Annotated in this window: 23 protein-coding genes and 3 pseudogenes; 24 read left to right on the forward strand and 2 right to left on the reverse strand. The window is 49.0% G+C overall.

Features of this window, described 5'->3' with window-relative positions:
- From BUA56_RS15135 to BUA56_RS15185, 12 genes and pseudogenes are all read left to right on the forward strand, one after another.
- Positions 1-229 (forward strand): annotated as a pseudogene (locus BUA56_RS15135) (N-acetylmuramoyl-L-alanine amidase family protein); the annotation flags it as partial.
- 220 nt (positions 230-449) lie between these two features.
- Entirely contained in the window at positions 450-992 is a 543-nt protein-coding gene (locus BUA56_RS15140) for a sigma-70 family RNA polymerase sigma factor (RefSeq protein ID WP_072853234.1), read from the forward strand.
- Between the two features lie 18 nt (positions 993-1010).
- The gene (locus BUA56_RS15145) at positions 1011-2030 is read left to right on the forward strand and encodes a DUF4179 domain-containing protein (RefSeq protein WP_072853236.1); all 1020 of its coding nucleotides are present in this window, start codon (positions 1011-1013) and stop codon (positions 2028-2030) included.
- Positions 2031-2468: 438 nt separating this feature from the next.
- Positions 2469-3446: a DUF6017 domain-containing protein gene (locus tag BUA56_RS15150; RefSeq protein ID WP_072853238.1), complete on the forward strand. Its 978-nt coding sequence runs from the start codon at positions 2469-2471 to the stop codon at positions 3444-3446.
- A 31-nt stretch (positions 3447-3477) separates the two neighbouring features.
- Positions 3478-3705 carry a DUF5348 domain-containing protein gene (locus tag BUA56_RS15155; RefSeq protein ID WP_016284538.1) on the forward strand — a complete coding sequence of 76 codons (228 nt, stop codon included), beginning with the start codon at positions 3478-3480 and terminating at the stop codon, positions 3703-3705.
- Positions 3706-3746: 41 nt separating this feature from the next.
- Positions 3747-4229 carry a PcfB family protein gene (locus BUA56_RS15160; RefSeq protein ID WP_072853240.1) on the forward strand — a complete coding sequence of 161 codons (483 nt, stop codon included), beginning with the start codon at positions 3747-3749 and terminating at the stop codon, positions 4227-4229.
- Complete coding sequence (locus BUA56_RS15165) at positions 4226-6013, forward strand: VirD4-like conjugal transfer protein, CD1115 family (protein WP_072853242.1); 1788 nt, start codon at positions 4226-4228, stop codon at positions 6011-6013. The genes BUA56_RS15160 and BUA56_RS15165 overlap by 4 nt, the downstream gene beginning before the upstream one ends.
- Positions 6006-6173, forward strand: a complete 168-nt coding sequence (locus BUA56_RS23210) for a hypothetical protein (RefSeq protein WP_167594280.1) — start codon at positions 6006-6008, stop codon at positions 6171-6173. The genes BUA56_RS15165 and BUA56_RS23210 overlap by 8 nt, the downstream gene beginning before the upstream one ends.
- Positions 6166-6360, forward strand: coding sequence for a hypothetical protein (locus tag BUA56_RS15170; RefSeq protein WP_044990163.1), 195 nt, complete (start codon positions 6166-6168; stop codon positions 6358-6360). Before BUA56_RS23210 ends, BUA56_RS15170 begins: the two co-directional genes overlap by 8 nt.
- 453 nt (positions 6361-6813) lie before the next feature.
- Positions 6814-6966, forward strand: a pseudogene (locus BUA56_RS15175) (Maff2 family mobile element protein); the annotation flags it as partial.
- A gap of 141 nt (positions 6967-7107) precedes the next feature.
- A pseudogene (locus tag BUA56_RS15180) lies at positions 7108-7380 on the forward strand (helix-turn-helix domain-containing protein); the annotation flags it as partial.
- Positions 7340-7717, forward strand: a complete 378-nt coding sequence (locus BUA56_RS15185; RefSeq protein WP_072853244.1) for a TnpV protein — start codon at positions 7340-7342, stop codon at positions 7715-7717. The pseudogene BUA56_RS15180 and the gene BUA56_RS15185, both read left to right, overlap by 41 nt.
- 39 nt (positions 7718-7756) lie before the next feature.
- Here the strand turns inward: BUA56_RS15185 and BUA56_RS15190 are convergent, their stop codons facing one another.
- On the reverse strand, positions 7757-8083 hold the full coding sequence (locus BUA56_RS15190) for a helix-turn-helix domain-containing protein (RefSeq protein ID WP_044478901.1): 327 nt from the start codon (positions 8081-8083) through the stop codon (positions 7757-7759).
- A 139-nt stretch (positions 8084-8222) separates the two neighbouring features.
- Here BUA56_RS15190 and BUA56_RS15195 point away from each other — a divergent pair, with 139 nt between their 5' ends.
- From BUA56_RS15195 to BUA56_RS15205, 3 genes are all read left to right on the forward strand, one after another.
- Positions 8223-8411, forward strand: coding sequence for a hypothetical protein (locus BUA56_RS15195; protein ID WP_022621314.1), 189 nt, complete (start codon positions 8223-8225; stop codon positions 8409-8411).
- On the forward strand, positions 8393-8587 hold the full coding sequence (locus BUA56_RS15200) for a SymE family type I addiction module toxin (protein WP_046921240.1): 195 nt from the start codon (positions 8393-8395) through the stop codon (positions 8585-8587). The genes BUA56_RS15195 and BUA56_RS15200 overlap by 19 nt, the downstream gene beginning before the upstream one ends.
- Before the next feature lie 106 nt (positions 8588-8693).
- Positions 8694-9422 carry a class I SAM-dependent methyltransferase gene (locus tag BUA56_RS15205; protein ID WP_022621313.1) on the forward strand — a complete coding sequence of 243 codons (729 nt, stop codon included), beginning with the start codon at positions 8694-8696 and terminating at the stop codon, positions 9420-9422.
- A 100-nt stretch (positions 9423-9522) separates the two neighbouring features.
- Here BUA56_RS15205 and BUA56_RS15210 read toward each other — a convergent pair whose 3' ends face one another.
- Positions 9523-10332, reverse strand: a complete 810-nt coding sequence (locus BUA56_RS15210) for a helix-turn-helix domain-containing protein (protein ID WP_022621311.1) — start codon at positions 10330-10332, stop codon at positions 9523-9525.
- A gap of 529 nt (positions 10333-10861) precedes the next feature.
- Here BUA56_RS15210 and BUA56_RS15220 point away from each other — a divergent pair.
- The 9 genes from BUA56_RS15220 (at position 10862) to BUA56_RS15270 (ending at position 17760) form a co-directional block, all read left to right on the forward strand.
- Positions 10862-11053, forward strand: a complete 192-nt coding sequence (locus tag BUA56_RS15220) for a hypothetical protein (protein ID WP_072853248.1) — start codon at positions 10862-10864, stop codon at positions 11051-11053.
- Positions 11043-11381 (forward strand): MarR family transcriptional regulator, encoded by a 339-nt coding sequence (locus tag BUA56_RS15225; RefSeq protein WP_044478897.1) that lies wholly within the window; start codon positions 11043-11045, stop codon positions 11379-11381. The genes BUA56_RS15220 and BUA56_RS15225 overlap by 11 nt, the downstream gene beginning before the upstream one ends.
- Complete coding sequence (locus tag BUA56_RS15230; RefSeq protein ID WP_206538847.1) at positions 11368-11667, forward strand: DUF3847 domain-containing protein; 300 nt, start codon at positions 11368-11370, stop codon at positions 11665-11667. Before BUA56_RS15225 ends, BUA56_RS15230 begins: the two co-directional genes overlap by 14 nt.
- Positions 11664-12179, forward strand: a complete 516-nt coding sequence (locus BUA56_RS15235; RefSeq protein WP_072853250.1) for a DUF5720 family protein — start codon at positions 11664-11666, stop codon at positions 12177-12179. The genes BUA56_RS15230 and BUA56_RS15235 overlap by 4 nt, the downstream gene beginning before the upstream one ends.
- A 527-nt stretch (positions 12180-12706) precedes the next feature.
- Positions 12707-13540, forward strand: coding sequence for a methyltransferase domain-containing protein (locus BUA56_RS15245; protein ID WP_002592690.1), 834 nt, complete (start codon positions 12707-12709; stop codon positions 13538-13540).
- Positions 13541-13682: 142 nt separating this feature from the next.
- Entirely contained in the window at positions 13683-15272 is a 1590-nt protein-coding gene (gene mobQ / locus BUA56_RS15250; protein ID WP_044478890.1) for a MobQ family relaxase, read from the forward strand.
- 68 nt (positions 15273-15340) lie between these two features.
- Positions 15341-15988, forward strand: a complete 648-nt coding sequence (locus BUA56_RS15255; RefSeq protein ID WP_044478888.1) for a CHC2 zinc finger domain-containing protein — start codon at positions 15341-15343, stop codon at positions 15986-15988.
- Entirely contained in the window at positions 15954-17309 is a 1356-nt protein-coding gene (locus BUA56_RS15260) for a virulence-associated E family protein (RefSeq protein WP_072853254.1), read from the forward strand. The genes BUA56_RS15255 and BUA56_RS15260 overlap by 35 nt, the downstream gene beginning before the upstream one ends.
- A gap of 253 nt (positions 17310-17562) precedes the next feature.
- Positions 17563-17760, forward strand: coding sequence for a hypothetical protein (locus BUA56_RS15270; protein WP_072853256.1), 198 nt, complete (start codon positions 17563-17565; stop codon positions 17758-17760).
- The last annotated feature ends 4 nt before the right edge of the window (positions 17761-17764 follow it).

The following is a 17764-nucleotide window of genomic DNA, read 5'->3' on the forward strand; positions in this document are numbered from 1 at the left end:
GGACGGAAAGACCTGGTACTACCTGAAGAGCAGCGGAGCGATGGCAACGGGCTGGCTGTTGGACGGAAAGACCTGGTATTACCTGAAGGACAGCGGAGCAATGGCAACCGGCTGGATTCAGGTAGGCGGAAAATGGTATTATCTGAGAAGCAATGGAGCTATGGCTTCTAATACATGGATTGGCAAGTACTATGTAAATGGTTCCGGAGTTTGGACGAAAACAAGATAATAGGCAGCATGCAGGGCAGTGCCGGGGGAATCCTCCTCCGGCACTGCCTTTATCTTTGGCTTTGGTGGTTTCCTTTCTTTCACAGACGAGGATGCAACATTTTTATGCAAAAATATGATAAAGTGATAGAAATGAGAAGTAGATTACGAAATAACAGGTAAGAGAACGTTATCTTACTATGACAATGCCATGGCAATATCCAAACACGGGGGCAGACACTATGAAAATAAATGAGGACAATTTTATTACCCGGCTGAAAGCCAAAGATGAAAGGGCGCTGGAATATGTAATTGATGCATACGGATGGGTTATAAAAAGTGTGATCCGAAAGCATCTGTACCATATGAAGCCCTGCCAGGAGGAATGCATGAATGATGTCCTTATGGCTATATGGGATAATATCCAATATTATGACCCGGGAAAAAGCAGCTTTCAAAACTGGATTGCGGGGATCGCCCGGTACAAATCAGTAGATTATCTCCGCAGGTATTTAAAAGAGCTGAATTATCAGAGTTGGGAAGAGGGATTGGTGAAAGAGGAAGCAGGGGAGCAGATGGATCTTCTGGAAGAAGAACTTTCTGAGGAGACGGAGTCCATGCTGAACTGCCTGAAACCTAAGGACCGGGAGTTATTTGAACGCCTTTTTCTGGAGGAACAGGATATAGACACAGTAAGCAGTGAGACTGGCATGAAAAAGGAAGTCATCTATAACCGGGTATCCAGAGGGAAAAAGAAGCTGCGGAAACTGTTTAGTATATCCTGATCGGAGAGGAGAGAAGCCATGGAAAAAAATATTTATACTTTACTAAATGAAATAGAAACCGATATGGATCATTACAAAAGAGAGGACTTGTCAGAGTTTGAGAAGAAAAGGCTGAAAGTATATACCGGCAAGTTAAGGAAGAAAAAACACAGAGTCAGGAAAACAGCAGCGGCAGCCGCCTGTGCAGCAGTAGTACTGGGCGCTGTGGGCATTACAATGTTCAGCGATCAGGTATATGCCCAGATTAAGGCAGTTTCCTATGACATTGCATCTTTTTTAGGAATTAAAAAGGATTTGGCTCCATACAAAACAGTGGTTAGCAAGTCTGTTACCAAGGAAGGCTTGACAGTGACATTAAACGAGGTGATCCTGGATAAGGATGAACTGGTAATTTCGGTCACGCAGACCTCTGAGGATGGCTACCCAACAGAAAAAAGCCAGGCAGAGGCTTCGCTGGACGCGTTTCTTTATATTAACGGCAGGGAAGCGTCTGGTTCAGCCAGCGGGGGCGCAAGGAAAATAAGCGAGGACACAATCGAAAGTGTCATAAACTGTGATGTAAAAAATCTGAATATGGATGAAAAGTACGATATCGAACTGAAGTTTTACCGGCAGGGAGACTTTGACACAGCCTGGGAGTTTGCCTTTTCCACCAGCGGAGAAGAACTGGCCGAACATACCCGGGAGATACCTCTGTATGATTCCTTCGAACTCCCTGACGGCTCTTCCATTACCCTGGACACTTATACCAGCAACGATCTGGGACAAAAAATTTATTTTTCCTCAGACCGGAAGAGAATTGAGTACGATATTATGCTGAAAGGAGAGGATAACCTGGGGAATCCTGTAAGTTTCTATTTATCCAGATTAGAAGGAAATAAAGGAAAGCTTAAAATAGACGATTTGACAGGTGAGATTTCGGAGGACGCCGCCAGTCTGCAGCTGACGCCGTATGCAGTAGCCTTTCCTAAGGAAAGCGGTAAGATGAGCAGTGATTATGAGCAGGTGGGGGATGCGGTTGAAATTAAACTGCAGTAAACGCTGGATAGAAATGCTTTAGTATACAAAAAATGGTATAATGTTTTATATAAAAATGGTTGATTATCTCAAAAAAGCCTTGATTTACGGGCATACAAGCAGGATTTCAAGCTGAATTTACTACCAATTTACTACTTTTGAGGGAAAGAGCCTTGATATGCCGCCCGGAACCCTGCCAGCCCAGCCACCAGCACACAGCATTGAGAAAGAATAAATGAAAACTGAATACGACGCAAACGCGGCGTTTCTCTATCCCTAACCGGGAGAACAGGAACGCCGCTTTTTTTATGCCCTCATGTTACGCAGTAGGGGCAAAAAGAGCCTTGCTATATGCGGCTTTGCGGGCGCACTTTTGCCGGGGACAGGGATTTATACCTAACCCCGGCAAAATGGCGTTCTATCGCGTAACAAATCCACAACCAAAGGAGTGATGAAGCTATGGCAGTTTTCCGAGTGGAACGCAACAAGGGCTATACCGTTATGAGCAACCACCATTTACGCAACAAGGAGCTAACCTTAAAGGCAAAGGGGCTTTTGTCGCAAATGCTTTCCCTTCCCGAAGATTGGGACTACACCCTTGCGGGGCTGTCACAGATCAACCGGGAAAAGATAGACGCTATCCGGGAAGCCATAAAGGAGCTGGAACGCGCCGGGTATATCGTCCGATCACGGGAGCGCGACGAGAAAGGACGCTTGCGGGGAGCCGATTATGTAATCTATGAGCAGCCGCATACAGAACCTACGCCGGATTTACCTACATTGGAAAATCCAACATTGGATAATCCAATGCAGGAAAAACCAATGTTGGAAAAACCTACGTTGGAAAATCCAATGCAATTAAATAAAGATATACAAAGAACTGACTTACCAACAAAAGAAAAAAGAAATACGGATTTACAAAGTACCCATTCCATTCCTATCCATTCCCCTAACCCCTCTCCTTTGGAGCAGGAAGCGGCTACGCCGCCGGAACGGAAACGAAAGGAAGCGGAAGCACAGACCGCTTTTGAGATTTACCGGGAGATCATCAAGGAAAATATCGACTATGACATTCTCATACAGGATATGAAGTTTGACGGGGACAGGCTGAATGAAATTGTAGACCTCATGCTGGAAACCGTCTGTACCCGGAGAAAGACGATCCGCATTGCCGGGGACGACTACCCCGCCGAGCTGGTAAAAGCAAAGTTTATGAAGCTGGACGCTGAACATATCCGCTTTGTGCTGGACTGCATGAAAGAGAACACAACCAAAATCCGCAACATCAAGCAGTATTTACGGGCGGTGCTTTTCAATGCCCCGTCCACAATCGGCAACTATTACACGTCCCTTGTGGCTCACGATATGGCAAGCGGCGCACTTGCGCCACAGGAGCCGCACGACCCCTATTCATTCAAACCGGGCGAAAGCCTGTAACCACCCACAACCACAAAAGGAGGATTTTATTATGGCACAGAAAATGACGGGAGCATTGGTATTTGACGAGCGCACAGACCGCTACGACATTCGCTTTGACCTTGCCAGCTATTACGGCGGGCTGCATTGCGGGGACTGTTTCGACGTGTTCACACGCGGCAAGTGGAAGCCGACCCGCATTGAAATGAATATGGCGCAGGAATGGTACTTGGTGGGTATCAGAGCCGACGACTTAAACGGGCTGCGGGTGCGTATCTGACCGCCGCCCCATAGACTACCCCGAAAGGAGGGACAGACCCCATGCAGGACGAAATCAACGAAAAAACCGTTGCCCTGTATATCAAGACCGGGAAGCTGACCGCCGAAGTGCTGCAAAAGGCAATCAAAAAGCTGCTCTCACAGGCAAAGAAAGAGCTTGACAGACAGGCAATCCCCCACGGGAAGCAGACCCTAAAGCAGCTTATGAAGCAGAATACAGGCGTTTCCAACATTGAGATCACAAAGGACAACATCAAAGCCTTTGAGAGTACAGCGAAAAAATATGGTATCGACTTTGCGATGAAAAAGGACGCGACGGAAACCCCGCCCCGCTACCTTGTATTCTTCAAGGGCAGGGACGCGGACGCGCTGACCGCCGCTTTCAAGGAGTTTTCCGCAAAGAAGCTGACGCAGGATAAAAAGCCCTCAATCCGAAAGGCATTAGCCGCTTTCCGGGAAAAGGCAAAGAAGCTGAACGCCAGCCGCCAGCAGACCAAACACAAGGACAGGGAGGTATCGCTATGAAGCCGGAAATCAAAAAGCTGCTTATTCTCAATCTCCCGTATCTGCTCTTTGTGTACCTGTTTGACAAGGTAGGCGCGGCTGTCCGGCTTTCCCCCGGCATGGACGCAAGCCAAAAGATTTTACATCTTGGGGAGGGCTTCACAGCCACCTTTGCCAGTGCCGCGCCCAGCTTCCACCCCGCCGACCTGCTGATCGGCGTTGCCGGGGCGGTGATTATCCGGCTTGCCGTTTACCTAAAAGGCAAGAACGCGAAGAAATACCGCAAAGGCATTGAGTACGGTTCCGCGCGTTGGGGAACCGCCGACGATATAAAGCCGTACACAGACCCGGTATTTGAGAACAATATCCCATTGACACAGACGGAACGGCTCACCATGAACAGCCGCCCGAAGCAGCCGAAATATGCAAGAAACAAAAATATCCTTGTGATCGGCGGTTCCGGCAGCGGCAAGACAAGGTTTTTCGTCAAACCGTCGCTTATGCAAATGCACAGCAGCTATGTTGTCACAGACCCGAAAGGCACTGTCTTAATCGAGTGCGGGAAGCTCTTACAGCGGGGCGGCTATCGGATAAAAGTGCTGAACACAATCAATTTCAAAAAGTCCATGCGCTACAATCCCTTTGCCTATCTGCGGAGCGAGAAAGACATTTTGAAGCTGGTAAATACCATAATCGCCAACACCAAAGGCGACGGGGAGAAATCCGGGGAGGATTTTTGGGTAAAGTCGGAACGGCTTTTTTACTGCGCCCTTATCGGCTATATCCACTATGAAGCCCCGGAGGAAGAAAAGAATTTCACGACGCTGCTTGAAATGATAAACGCCAGCGAAGCCCGCGAGGACGACCCGGAATTTCAAAGCCCGGTTGACCTCATGTTTGAACGGCTGGAAGAAAAAGACCCGGAGCATTTCGCTGTCCGGCAGTACAAGAAATTCCTGTTATCGGCGGGCAAGACGCGAAGCTCTATCCTCATTTCCTGCGGTGCGCGGCTTGCGCCATTTGACATACGGGAGCTGCGGGAGCTAATGGAAACGGACGAAATGGAGCTTGACACGCTGGGGGACAGAAAGACCGCCCTGTTTGTCATTATCAGCGACACCGACGACACCTTTAACTTTGTCGTGAGTATTCTCTACACACAGCTATTCAACTTGCTTTGCGATAAAGCAGATGATGAATACGGCGGGCGGCTTCCCGTCCATGTAAGGTGCTTGCTTGATGAATTTGCCAATATCGGGCAGATACCGAAGTTTGAAAAGCTGATCGCCACCATAAGGAGCCGGGAAATATCCGCTTCCATCATCTTGCAGTCACAGAGCCAGCTAAAAGCAATCTACAAGGACAACGCCGACACGATCACGGGGAACTGCGACACGACCCTTTTCTTGGGCGGCAAGGAGAAAACGACGCTTAAAGAAATGTCGGAGCTTTTAGGAAAAGAAACCATAGACAGCTTCAACACGTCCGAAACACGGGGGCGGGAGCTTTCCCACGGGCTGAACTATCAGAAATTGGGAAAGCAGCTTATGACGGAAGATGAAATCGCGGTTATGGACGGGGGCAAGTGCATTTTACAGGTGCGCGGGGTACGTCCGTTCTTTTCGGATAAATTCGATATAACGAAGCACCCGAAATACAAGTACCTCTCTGACGCAGACCCGAAAAACGCCTTTGACATGGAAAAGCACATCAAACGCCGCCCCGCCATTGTGAAGCCGGAGGAAGAATTTGACTACTACGAGATTGACGGGGAGGGCTTACAGGAGGACACAGACCATGAGTGAACACCCCGGAACTGACAGGCGGCGGTTTACGGTGCTTGTCAACCCCAAAATCCGGGAGGAACAGCGGCGGGAAGCCGCCCTGCGGAAATTTATCAAGGATTGCGAACGGCTTTACGAGAAGAACCGGGCGCATTTACAGGAGGACGCAAGAAGTGAATAAGCGTATCAGAAAGAAACAGGAGAAGCAGCGGAAGCAGCTTGAAATGAAGTGGCTGCTGGATATGGCAGTCGCCATTGACACAGCAATACAGGAGTATTGGCAGTGGCGGGAGGAAATGGAACGCCGTTATGTGGAGCTTTACGCGGAGGAAATAGCCCGCCGCATGGGGCTTATCCCGAAACAGTGACAGGGCGTAAAAGATTTGCGCCGTGGAAATGTGGATAACAGGCTATGGAGCTATGGAAAACGCCATTCACAGCACATGGAAAAGCCAGAGTGCGGCTTTCCCACGTCCTGCAAACAGCGTTTCCCACAGCCCCAAAAGAGCAGCCAGTTATCCACATTCCCACACCGCCGACTGCTACGGAAAAAGACCCTTTCCTACCTGTCATTCATAAAAAGATTTTTTAAGGAGCTGATCGGAAATCAAGAACGTAAACACGGGCTACATGGTACGCGCCCCTACCGGGGGACGTACCGCCCAACCCTTTACAACTGAATACCGCCGCGCCGCAGAACTTACGCAGCGCGGGGACACCGCCTTTATCACAGGGCGGTTTTTTTATGCGGCGGCGACCAAACGCTGACCGCCTTTTGTCCGCTTGCCGGACAGCCGCAGACGCGGCAGAAAGGATTTTACATGGCATTTTTTAATTCAGCAGTAGACGTTTTGCAGACCCTTGTTGTGGCACTTGGAGCCGGACTTGGCATTTGGGGCGTGATCAATCTCATGGAGGGCTACGGCAATGACAACCCTGGCGCGAAATCACAGGGCATGAAGCAGGTCATGGCTAATTAGAGGTAATCAAAAGAGGAAAGGAAAAGCACAATCCAGACGGAACCGGCGATATCGTCAAGAAATATTTGTGGATTAGCAAGAAACCTGATATAATGGGGGCAAGCGCCCATCCGGGGCAGAAAGGCAGGGAGAAAAATGCACATCAGCTACAAACCGCTCTGGCACACGCTGATAGAGCGAAACATGAGGAAAGAAGATTTAAGGCTTGCCGCTGGCCTAACCACAAATATGATTGCCAATATGGGCAAAGAAGGAAAACACATCAGCATGGACACGCTGGCACGAATCTGCGAAACGCTGGATTGTGGCATTATGGACGTGATTGAACTGGCCAGTGACGAGCCTTCCGCCACAAGAGGGAACGATAATGGAAAAACTGAAAGAAAGAATCACAGAGAACGGCATTGATTATATTCTGGTAGGCGATTATTATATCCCGGACTTGAAGCTGCCGGAGGAAAACCGCCCTATCGGACATTATGGGCGGCTGCACCGGGAATATCTGAAACAGGAACATCCGGCATGGTACAGTTCCCTTATCCTAACAGGGAAATTATGGACGTACCTTGCCGACCTGAACGAGCAGGCGGAGGAACGGCTTGACTTAATCATAGAGCAGATGAAAGCCACCGAGGGAGTGACCGAGGAACTGAAAGCCCGGAACCAGCTTGAATGGGTAGGGCGGATGAACAATATCCGAAACCGGGCAGAGGAAATCATAAAAAGCGAATTGATTTATATTTGATTGGATATGCAAAGGCCAGCCGATTACCGGCTGGTCTTTCTAATCTTCCCTGCGCTCCAATACCGCCCGAATCATGGCAGCGGCGATTTCCTGCTGGCTGGGCGAAGTGCTTTCCCACAACTCTGCCAGTTCCCGTATATCACTGACCTCATTATCTCCCAGCGCATCCCGCAGCAGATAATCCGGGGAAATTTTCAGTGCGTTGCAGATATTGATAAATACAGGCAGGCTGGGAACCTTTGTCCCGCCTTCAATCTGCCGGAGATAGGTTGCGTTTATACTGCATAATTCTGAAAGCCTGTCAGCCGTGAATCCCCGGTCTTTCCTCACCATGTTGATACGTTTGCCCAATCCTTTTGTTTCCATAATGCCCACCCATTTCATAAGCTATTAGCATTTATTTTGTTCACTTTTAGACTACATCACACATAGGGATTGCAATAGCTTCTAAAAGACTATATAATATTAGCCAATAGACTATAAGCTATGAAAGGGGAACAACAGAATGAAACTGAATTATTTTAGGGACAAACTTTTTGATTTACTGAACGACAGCGAAGGGATGGGGATTGCCGACCTGAACGCAGACGAGCAGAACAGCCTGCTCACTGTCAGGACAGAGGATGGGGATGTATTTGAAATCGTATGCCGGCAGGCGGCGGGGAAGGAGGACGGATGGACGACCGCAAACTGACCGTTTATAATGGGCGAGGTGCTTTCAAAAAATCGCCGCCGCAGATTCTTTTACAGGGAAACTGGCTGGAACAGGCCGGTTTTTCCGCTGGGGATAAAATTACCGTGAAATGCCAGCAAGGGCGGCTTGTTATCACGAAGAATGAGCCGGAATCAGATACCGAAGCGGAAAGTTGACAAACATAGAGGTTTTGAATGAATTTTTGAGGAAGCCTATTCCATCTGGAAGGACATTGTAATATAATAAAGCCAGAAAAATCGGGAGTTGTGGAGGTAATTATCAATGAGAAATGTTTACGATAATAGTGAATTTTTTGCCGCATATGCGGAAATGGGAAGAAGCAAAGACGGTCTGAAAGCTGCTGGAGAGTGGCATCAGTTGCAACCGTTATTCCCTAAATTACAGGGAAAAAAAGTTTTGGATTTAGGATGTGGTTACGGTTGGCATTGCAAATATGCCGCACAAATGGGAGCTACTGAAATTCTTGGTATTGATAGTAGTCAAAAAATGATTGCAAAAGCAGTAGCTGATAACTCTGATGACAAAATCAAGTATAAAGTTTGCGGTGTTGAAGAATACATTTATCCTGAAAATACTTATGACCTAGTTGTTTCTAACCTGGTACTGCACTATATCGAAAATTTAGCTAATGTTTATCAAAAGGTGTATTGCACATTAAAAGTAGGTGGGTATTTCCTATTCAATATTGAACATCCGACTTTCACCGCAGGTGTTAATGAGGATTGGATTTATGATGAAAATGGGAAACCTAAATATTGGCCAATCGACAATTACTATTACACAGGCGAAAGAGAAACCAATTTTCTTGGTCAACGAGTAATTAAACAGCACCACACATTAACGCAGATATTGAATCCACTTATAAAATGTGGTTTTCAAATTGAGGCTATTGAGGAAGCAATGCCTCCGGCAGATATGATGGATATGCCGGGAATGTGTGATGAAATGCGTAGACCTATGATGTTGTTGGTTAAGGTTAAAAAGGTTTAATAAACAACTTCCAGTTTATCAAGCCACGTTCTCAACTAAATACCACCAGCACAAAACCGCTGCCACATGGAAACATACACAATCATGCAACAGCGGTTTTTTATTTCCGTTTTTTTCTCTGGCCGACATAGCTTTTGAAGAATTTCGATTTTTCAAGGATATGTACAAGTTGCCGGAACTCCACATCAGACAGCTTGTTATAATTGATACCCAGCCGCTTGCAGTAAAGCGCAGCCTGTTTTTCAAGAGGGCTTCCCTTGAAATTTGCAACATCCTCTAAGTCCTGTTTCAATTCTTCGGCAATGGTAGTCGGTGGCGCACTCTCACTGTCAGACTTGTGTGCAGCACGAATATCATGGACGATTACGCTTATATCATCCTGTATCATGTGGCTGAAATATTCGTCATCCTCAATGTGTGCGGCCTGTAAAATCCGCAGGTACGGGTCATCTTCTCCGGGGCGGTAGCGTTCTATAATTTCATGCCGGACAGTATCGACAAGGGAGTTGAGGTTCTGAATCTGCATGGAAGCAATCCCATCCACATAAACCTCAATATCAGCCAAAAACTTTATAAAGTCCTTGTGGGTGGCAAGTTCGCACAGCAGACGGTTGTTAATCCGGCCACTTTTCAGAAGCGCAACCATTTCGTCATTCAAATGCAATTCTGTTAAAGGCGTGTTGACCTGCTCCCTGTTTTCTGTCCGGCATAACAGATAATCAATGGACACTCCATAGAAATCCGCCAGCGTGATAAGGTTGCCATGATTGATTTCTTTATTGTCCTTAGATTCATAGCTGGCAAGGGCAGATTTTGAAATCTTTGTCAGTTGTGCCAGTTCTTCCAGATTTAATCCTTTTTCCTTGCGTAAATCCCAAAGGCGTTCCTGTATGGTAGTCGCTCCTTTCATGTGCGCACGCTCCTTTCCAGCGGCTGCTTCCCTGCCGCCTGACTGGATTATACCATACTTTCCACAATCGTGGAAATTTCCGATATTTGCCCTTAATTCCTTTTTTGTGGACATACGGCACAAGGCTCAAAAATGTTCTATGATACAGGTAGTTCATCGATGGATTATTCCAATCGAATGACCGGCCTGTATGGGATATGCTCCCCGGCGATGTAGCGCAACGACTTCCGGCAGGGAAACGGAGGAACCCTGACCGCAACGAGCGTACCAAGGAGAGCGAAACGCCGCCAAAGACGGGGGCAGGAACGACAGCAGAGGGAACCGGCAAAATGAACACCGAAACGATACCGAAACACAACAATTTCACGGGGCATAGTCTGCCCTGCCCGTAATACTAAGGGGGATTTTGGGGCGGCTCTGCGGCTGTATTTCCCCTGAAAATCGCCCCGAAACGATACACAAAAAACCACTATCCGCCCATTCCGGCTGTTACTGCTGAATCGGGCGGTTTTTCTATGAAGGAGGCATTATGCCGAGAATGTCAAAAAAACGGAAGAAAGAGCTTGCTTTCTTCCTGAATGACCGGGGGCGCAGAAGCTACAACGGACTCTGCCGGAAATGCCAGCATGAGTGCAAGCAGAGTTTCCGGGCTGTCATGATTGACTGCCCCCGTTACCTATCCAAACGAGCCAAAAGGAGGACACCACCCAATGAATTGTGAATTTATGATAGCCAGTACACCCCTGCCGCCCTGTATGCCGCTCCCAAAGGCAATGCTCCGACTTCCGGTCAGCAATACAGCAAAAGTCATGTACGCCCGCCTGCTGGATGAAATCCTGACAAGGGGAACCGAGGACAGCAACGGGATTCTGTTTATCCGCTTCCCCGTCATGGAGATAGCGGCTGCGCTTTCCCGAAGCCCTCAGACCTGCAAGCGTTCCCTGAACGAGCTGGAACAGGCCGGGATGATCATGCGTGTCCGTCAGGGAATCGGGGAGGTCAGCCACATCTATATCCTGCTCCCCAGGGAGGATGCTGCCCATGAATGAGAAGCTGGAAAAACTGAATCAGGAGATTGAAAAGACCGAAGCAAGGCTGCGGCGGGCGCAGCATAAGGAGAAAATGCTGGAACACCAGATAAAGACACTGAACCGGAAGGAACGGACGCACCGGCTCTGCACCAGAGGGGCAATGCTGGAAAGCCATCTCCCCCACCCGGAATCCGTGACGGACGAGCAGGTCAGCACCATCTTGAAGGTACTGTTCCACCGGGGCGACACGAAGCGGCTTGTGGCACAGGTTCTTACCGAAAACCGGAAGGAGGACACGGAATGAAATTTTCAAAAAGCGAGCTGGATATTATCTACCAGTATGCCGCACCGACCAAGGCGGAAACCCTTGCGGGCATGAAAGAAATCGTGCCGGTGATAAAGGACTTACTGACAAAGGCAATCGTGGAGAACGCCATCCGAAAACTGGAAAAGATACCGGAGCCGGAGTGCAGCCGGTTTGTTGCCGCCACAAAAGCCCGGTTCCTTGCAGAGCGTGACAATTCCATCCGCCAGCGGCTTGCGGCGGCAAAGGCACAGGAGCCGATTTTGCAGGGGCATGACCTGTCAGGAAAGGAACGGTTCCACCCGGAAACCCGGCACATGATTACGCTGGAAGTACAGAAGCAGTGCTTTGTCGGTTTTAAGGGGGAGCGGTTCCGTTTCTTCCTTTCCGATGAAGGCTACCGGAACGCAAAGCGCAGCGAGCAGGAAGGGGAAATCAAGATAAAAAGCCATGCCGCCGTTGTCGCCGGGAAGCTCTATCCTGACAAGAAGTCCCGACAGCAGGAACGATAAAAAAGACTGTTCCAGAATCAAAGTGCGCCGGGCGCGTCTTGATTTTTGAAGGGAAGTTTTAACGTGGACGAGCTGGGCGCGTTCACGTTGACAGCTTCCGAAGTGACAAGCTGGAAAATCCCCCTCTGAAAGAGGGCGCAATTATACACCACTTCGGGAAGTGGTGCATTGCGCCCTGCCGGGGGCGTCCTGCGGACAGCAGATGATTTCCGTAGATTTTCAATCTGCTCCAATCATCACAGGGGAAGTTACCCTTCCCCTGCGCTGGCTTACGCCAGCTACCCCTTTGTGGACTTGCCGCCCGGAATTATCTTGCGTTGCAAGTTGTTTCCATCTGACAAGTTTGCTGAAATTCGGCTATACTTTTTTTATGAGATAGCGTATAATGGAGCCGGTGACAAATCGGAGTTTGGAGGTGAGAATATGACAGCGCATATGAGATTAAGATAACACCGCGGGTTATGTTGCGGTGAATCCGTATTGCATAGCTCGCTTATTGGGCAAGTAATGTAATAACGGAGGGAATAATGAATAAAATACTTAGATTTAGTGACAGTGAAAAAGTTTTTCAATGTCCTATATGTAAAACAGATTTAAAATTGAAACAAAAAAGTTTATTTTGTTCTAATCATCATTGTTTCGATATTTCAAAAACGGGTTATGTGAACTTTGCTGTAGGAACAAAATCTTCAAAACATTATAGCAGAGAGACTTTTCAAATTAGGCGGGAGGTTTTAGAAAAAGGCTATTATTCACATATCCTGAATGAAGTGGTGCAGCTTATAAAAAGCTTTAGCAGCATTGATACAATACTTGATATTGGCTGCGGTGAAGGATATTATTCAAAGCAGATAAAAGAAGTATCAGGTGATAAAGAAATTATTGCATTTGATATTTCTAAAGATGCTGTTCAGCTTGCAGCAAAAAGTGATTTCAGTAATTCTATCAAATGGTTTGTGGGAAATTTGGAAGAAATGCCCATAAAAGACAAAAGGATAGATTGCATATTAGATATTTTTACTCCTGCTAACTATTCCGAATTTAACAGAGTTTTGAAAGAAGGCGGTTATGTAATTAAGGTAATTCCGGGAAATGCTCATCTTAAGGAGCTTCGAGAGACGGCAAAAGAACAATTGAAAAGCAATCAATATTCTAATGCGGCTGTCGTAGATTATTTCCAAAAGAAGTATTCCGTTGTTTATCACAAGAAAGTTTCAGCAACGTATACAATGACATCCGAGGAAATAAAAACCTTTGCGGATATGACTCCACTACTGTTTTGTGTAAATAAAGATGGAATAGATTTAAAAAAAACAAAAGAAATCACTATTGATGCAGAGATATTTGCAGGGAAATTATAAATTCAATTTCAATTTGTCGAATTGACAAACTATTAAAAAATTAAATAACCCGCCGCCCATCAACGGCACACCCAAGCAGGAAATCTGAAAAGGTATCCTGCTATTTTTTTGCCCCGAATCCGGGAGAAAGGAGGACGTACTCTTGCCATGCCCGCATTGTAAAATCACCATCATCAAGCGGAGCAACAATGAATCCGCTGTTTCTGCCGCCGCCTACCAGAGCGGCGAGAAGCTGTTCTCTGAATATGACCAGGAACAGAAATACTATCCCTACAAGAACGAAGTCACCCACAAAGAAATCATGCTCCCGCCCCATGTGCCGCCGGAGTTTGCAGACCGCAATACTTTATGGAACTCAGCCGAAGCGCAGGAAAAACAATGGAACTCCCAGCTTGCCCGGAGATTCGTGCTTGCCATCCCAAGGGAAATCCCGCCGGGACAGTACGCCGACCTTATCCGTGACTACTGCCGGGAGTTTTTTGTTTCCAAAGGCATGATTGCCGACTTTGCCATCCATGACAAGGGGGACGGCAACCCACACGCCCATATCCTGCTCACCATGCGGGCGATGGACGAAAAAGGCAAATGGCTCCCCAAGAGCCGTAAAGTGTACGACCTTGACAAGAACGGGGAGCGCATCCGGCTTGCGTCCGGCAGATGGAAAAGCCATAAGGAGAACACAGTAGACTGGAACAACCGGAAGTACGCCGAAATCTGGCGGCAGGGATGGGCGGACACGGCCAACCGCTATCTGGAAGCCAATGACCGCCCGGAACGGCTTGACCTGCGCTCCTATGCCCGACAGGGGATTGACCAAATCCCTACCGTCCACATGGGAGCGGCCGCCTGCCAGATGGAGAAGAAAGGAATCCAGACCAACATCGGCAATCTGAACCGGGACATCAAAACCGCCAACCGGCTCATGCAGTCCATCCGGCAGATGGTACGGAGCCTAAAGGGATGGCTGTCTGACTTAAAAGAGAAAAAGGCTGTATTACTGGAAGCATTGGAGCAGGCGAAGGAGCCGACACTCCCGGAACTGTTATTCCGGTATCTGGAACAGCGGAGTGGGGAACGTGCCGACTGGACTTCCAGAGGGAAGCTGAAAGGAACCGTTGCCGATTACAATAAAGTGCAGGCGGCGATGGACTTCCTGCGGAAAAAGGGAATCTCCACCGTGGAGAGCCTTGACACCCGGCTGGATGAAATCGGCCAGACCGCTGTTTCCGTCATGGGGAGCATGAAAAAAAGCGAGAAGCGGATAAAAGCCATCAATACCATGCTCTCCTACATTGACAAATACGAAGCCGCCAAGCCAGTCCATGCGGAGTATGCCGCCATCGGCTGGAAGAAGAAAAAGGAGAAGTTTGCGGAGAGCCACCGGGAGGAACTGGACGCTTATAATGCCGCCATCCGGTATTTGAAAGCCAACCTGAAAGGCAATTCCTACTCCCGCAAAGATTTGGAAGCGGAACGGGAACAGCTTGCCGCCGCCCTGCCCGGACAAAAGAAGGAACTGGAAGCGGTTCAGGCAGATGTGAAGGTGCTGCGTGACGTGCGCCACTGGCTGAATCAGGTTTTGCCATCCGAGCAGTACCGCCAGACCGCCGAGCCGGGGAAGAAACCATCCGTACAGGAGAGCCTGAAAGGGCGGCAGGAACGCATCCGGCAGGAGCAGGCAGGGAAACAGAAGCCGCCCCGGACACAGAAACAACAGAATATGGAACTTTAAACAGGCACTTGTTTTGTGATTTGAAATCGCTGGCAGGTGCCTTTTTCATTATCAGGAGGGAACGCCTATTGAACGTATTTGAAGCCGTGAAGCAGTCCGTCACCACAAGGCAGGCTGCGGAGCGTTATGGAATCAAAGTAAACCGGAACGGGATGTGCGTCTGCCCGTTCCACAACGATAAGAACCCAAGCATGAAGGTTGACCGCCGCTTTTACTGTTTCGGCTGCGGAGCCACCGGGGACGTGATAGATTTTGTTTCCCGGCTCCATGGTATCAGCAGCAAAGAAGCCGCCCTTATGCTGGCACAGGACTTCTCTATCCCTTATGAGGATGGGAGGAACGGCAAAAAGCAGCCCATAAGGCCACGCTTGCGAAAAGAAACGGAGGAACAGAAATTCAGGCACATGGAGCGGCACTGCTTCCGGGTGCTGTCCGACTATTACCATCTCCTGCGCCGCTGGAAGGAGGAATACGCCCCACGCCAGCCGGATGAAGCGTGGAACCCCCGGTTTGTGGAAGCCCTGCAGAACATGAGCCGGGTGGAATACCTGATGGACGTGCTTCTCTCCGGGGACATTCAGGAGCGGGCAGCCCTTATCACAGGACACGGAAAGGAAGTGAGGAACCTTGAAAGACGGATGGCAGAATTTACCGCCCCAGATACGGCAGGAAACAGCGAACATGGCAGACAGCGCAGAGCCGCCCCGGAGCGTTGAGGAAGTGAAGGCCATGCTGGAAACCACCGAAAAAGGCGGCTTCCGTAACAGCATGAGCAACTGCCTGACCGTGTTCCAGTGCGACCCGCTCCTTTCCGGGGCGGTTGCCTACAACCTGCTGACCGACCGCACCGATATTTTAAAGCCAATCGGCTACAAAAGAACTGCCGGAAGCCCCATGACCGACACGGACATGAAATATATCCGGCTGTATCTGGAAAAGACCTATGGCCTGACAAGCGAGAAAAAGATACAGGACGCCGCCGCCCTTGCCGCCGATGAGAACAGCTACCACCCTGTCCGGGATTATTTAAACGGCCTGACATGGGACGGAACCGAACGGATACGCTCCTGCCTGCGTCACTTTCTGGGAGCCGGTGAGGACGAGTATACTTTCCAATCCCTGCGCCTGTTTTTGTTGGGAGCCATCCACCGGGCATTTTCCCCCGGCTGCAAGTTTGAAGTCATGCTCTGTCTGGTGGGCGGGCAGGGAGCCGGGAAGTCCACCTTCTTCCGCCTGCTGGCAGTCAAAGACGAGTGGTTCTCCGATGACCTGCGGAAGCTGGACGATGACAACGTATACCGCAAACTCCAAGGCCACTGGATAATCGAGATGTCGGAGATGATTGCCACCGCAAACGCCAGGAGCATAGAGGAAATCAAGTCATTTTTGAGCCGCCAGAAGGAAGTCTACAAGATACCCTATGAAACCCACCCGGCAGACCGTCCAAGGCAGTGCGTGTTCGGCGGGACATCCAACGCCCTTGACTTCCTGCCCCTTGACCGTTCAGGAAACCGCCGCTTCATTCCTATACAGGTATGCCCGGAACAGGCGGAAACACACATTTTAGAGGACGAAGCCGCTTCCAGAGCCTATCTGAATCAGGTATGGGCGGAAGCGATGGAGATTTACAGGAGCGGCAGGTGGAAGCTGACATTCAGCCCGGAAATGGTGCGCCATTTAAAGGAACACCAGCGGGACTTCATGCCGGAGGACACCAAGGCCGGTATGATACAGGCTTTCCTTGACAGCTACCCCGGCGATACCGTCTGCTCCAAACAGCTTTACAAAGAAGCCCTGAACCATGACTTTGACGAGCCGAAACAATGGGAGATACGGGAAATCAACGAGATAATGAACCAGTGCATCACTGGCTGGAATTATTTCTCCAACCCCCGGATGTTTGCCGGGTACGGCAGGCAGAAAGGATGGGAACGGGAAAACGCACGGACAGAACCGGCAACGGACAGCGGCAACGGGACGGAAAAAATCCCGGAAGGATTTACGCCGGTGCCGGAACAGATGGAGCTTCCATTCTGAAAAAATCCGGGCAGGGACAGCCCGTTGCACACTCCGTTGCTATCCCGTTGCCGACCCGGTTGCCGGGAAAAATCCCGTAACTGCGGGCTTTTCTCCCCTTTAACAACCAAAGCAACAGAAAAATAAAAGAAAAAGTATAAAATAACCCAACTGCCAGACAAGGATTAGCTCCAAGGTTTTTTGAAGCCCGTTGCCGGACTTCGTTGCCGCTATCCCCTGTCTGGCTTATTTCATGTATGGAGGACAACTGCCTATGGCGAAAAATAAAACAGAGATTCATGTCACCACAGTATTTGACGGCGAACTGGACGCTACGGACGTTTTCGTGAGCCTTATCGCACAGAAACACACCAGAAAAACAGATAAAGAATATCTTGCTAAAACGCAAGAAATGAGATATAATAAAGATGAGGTTCCAAGTGACCGTGTTCCGTCTGGATTGTGTGGGTAAACGG

The organism is Lactonifactor longoviformis DSM 17459 (assembly GCF_900129135.1).
Lineage (GTDB): Bacteria > Bacillota > Clostridia > Lachnospirales > Lachnospiraceae > Lactonifactor > Lactonifactor longoviformis.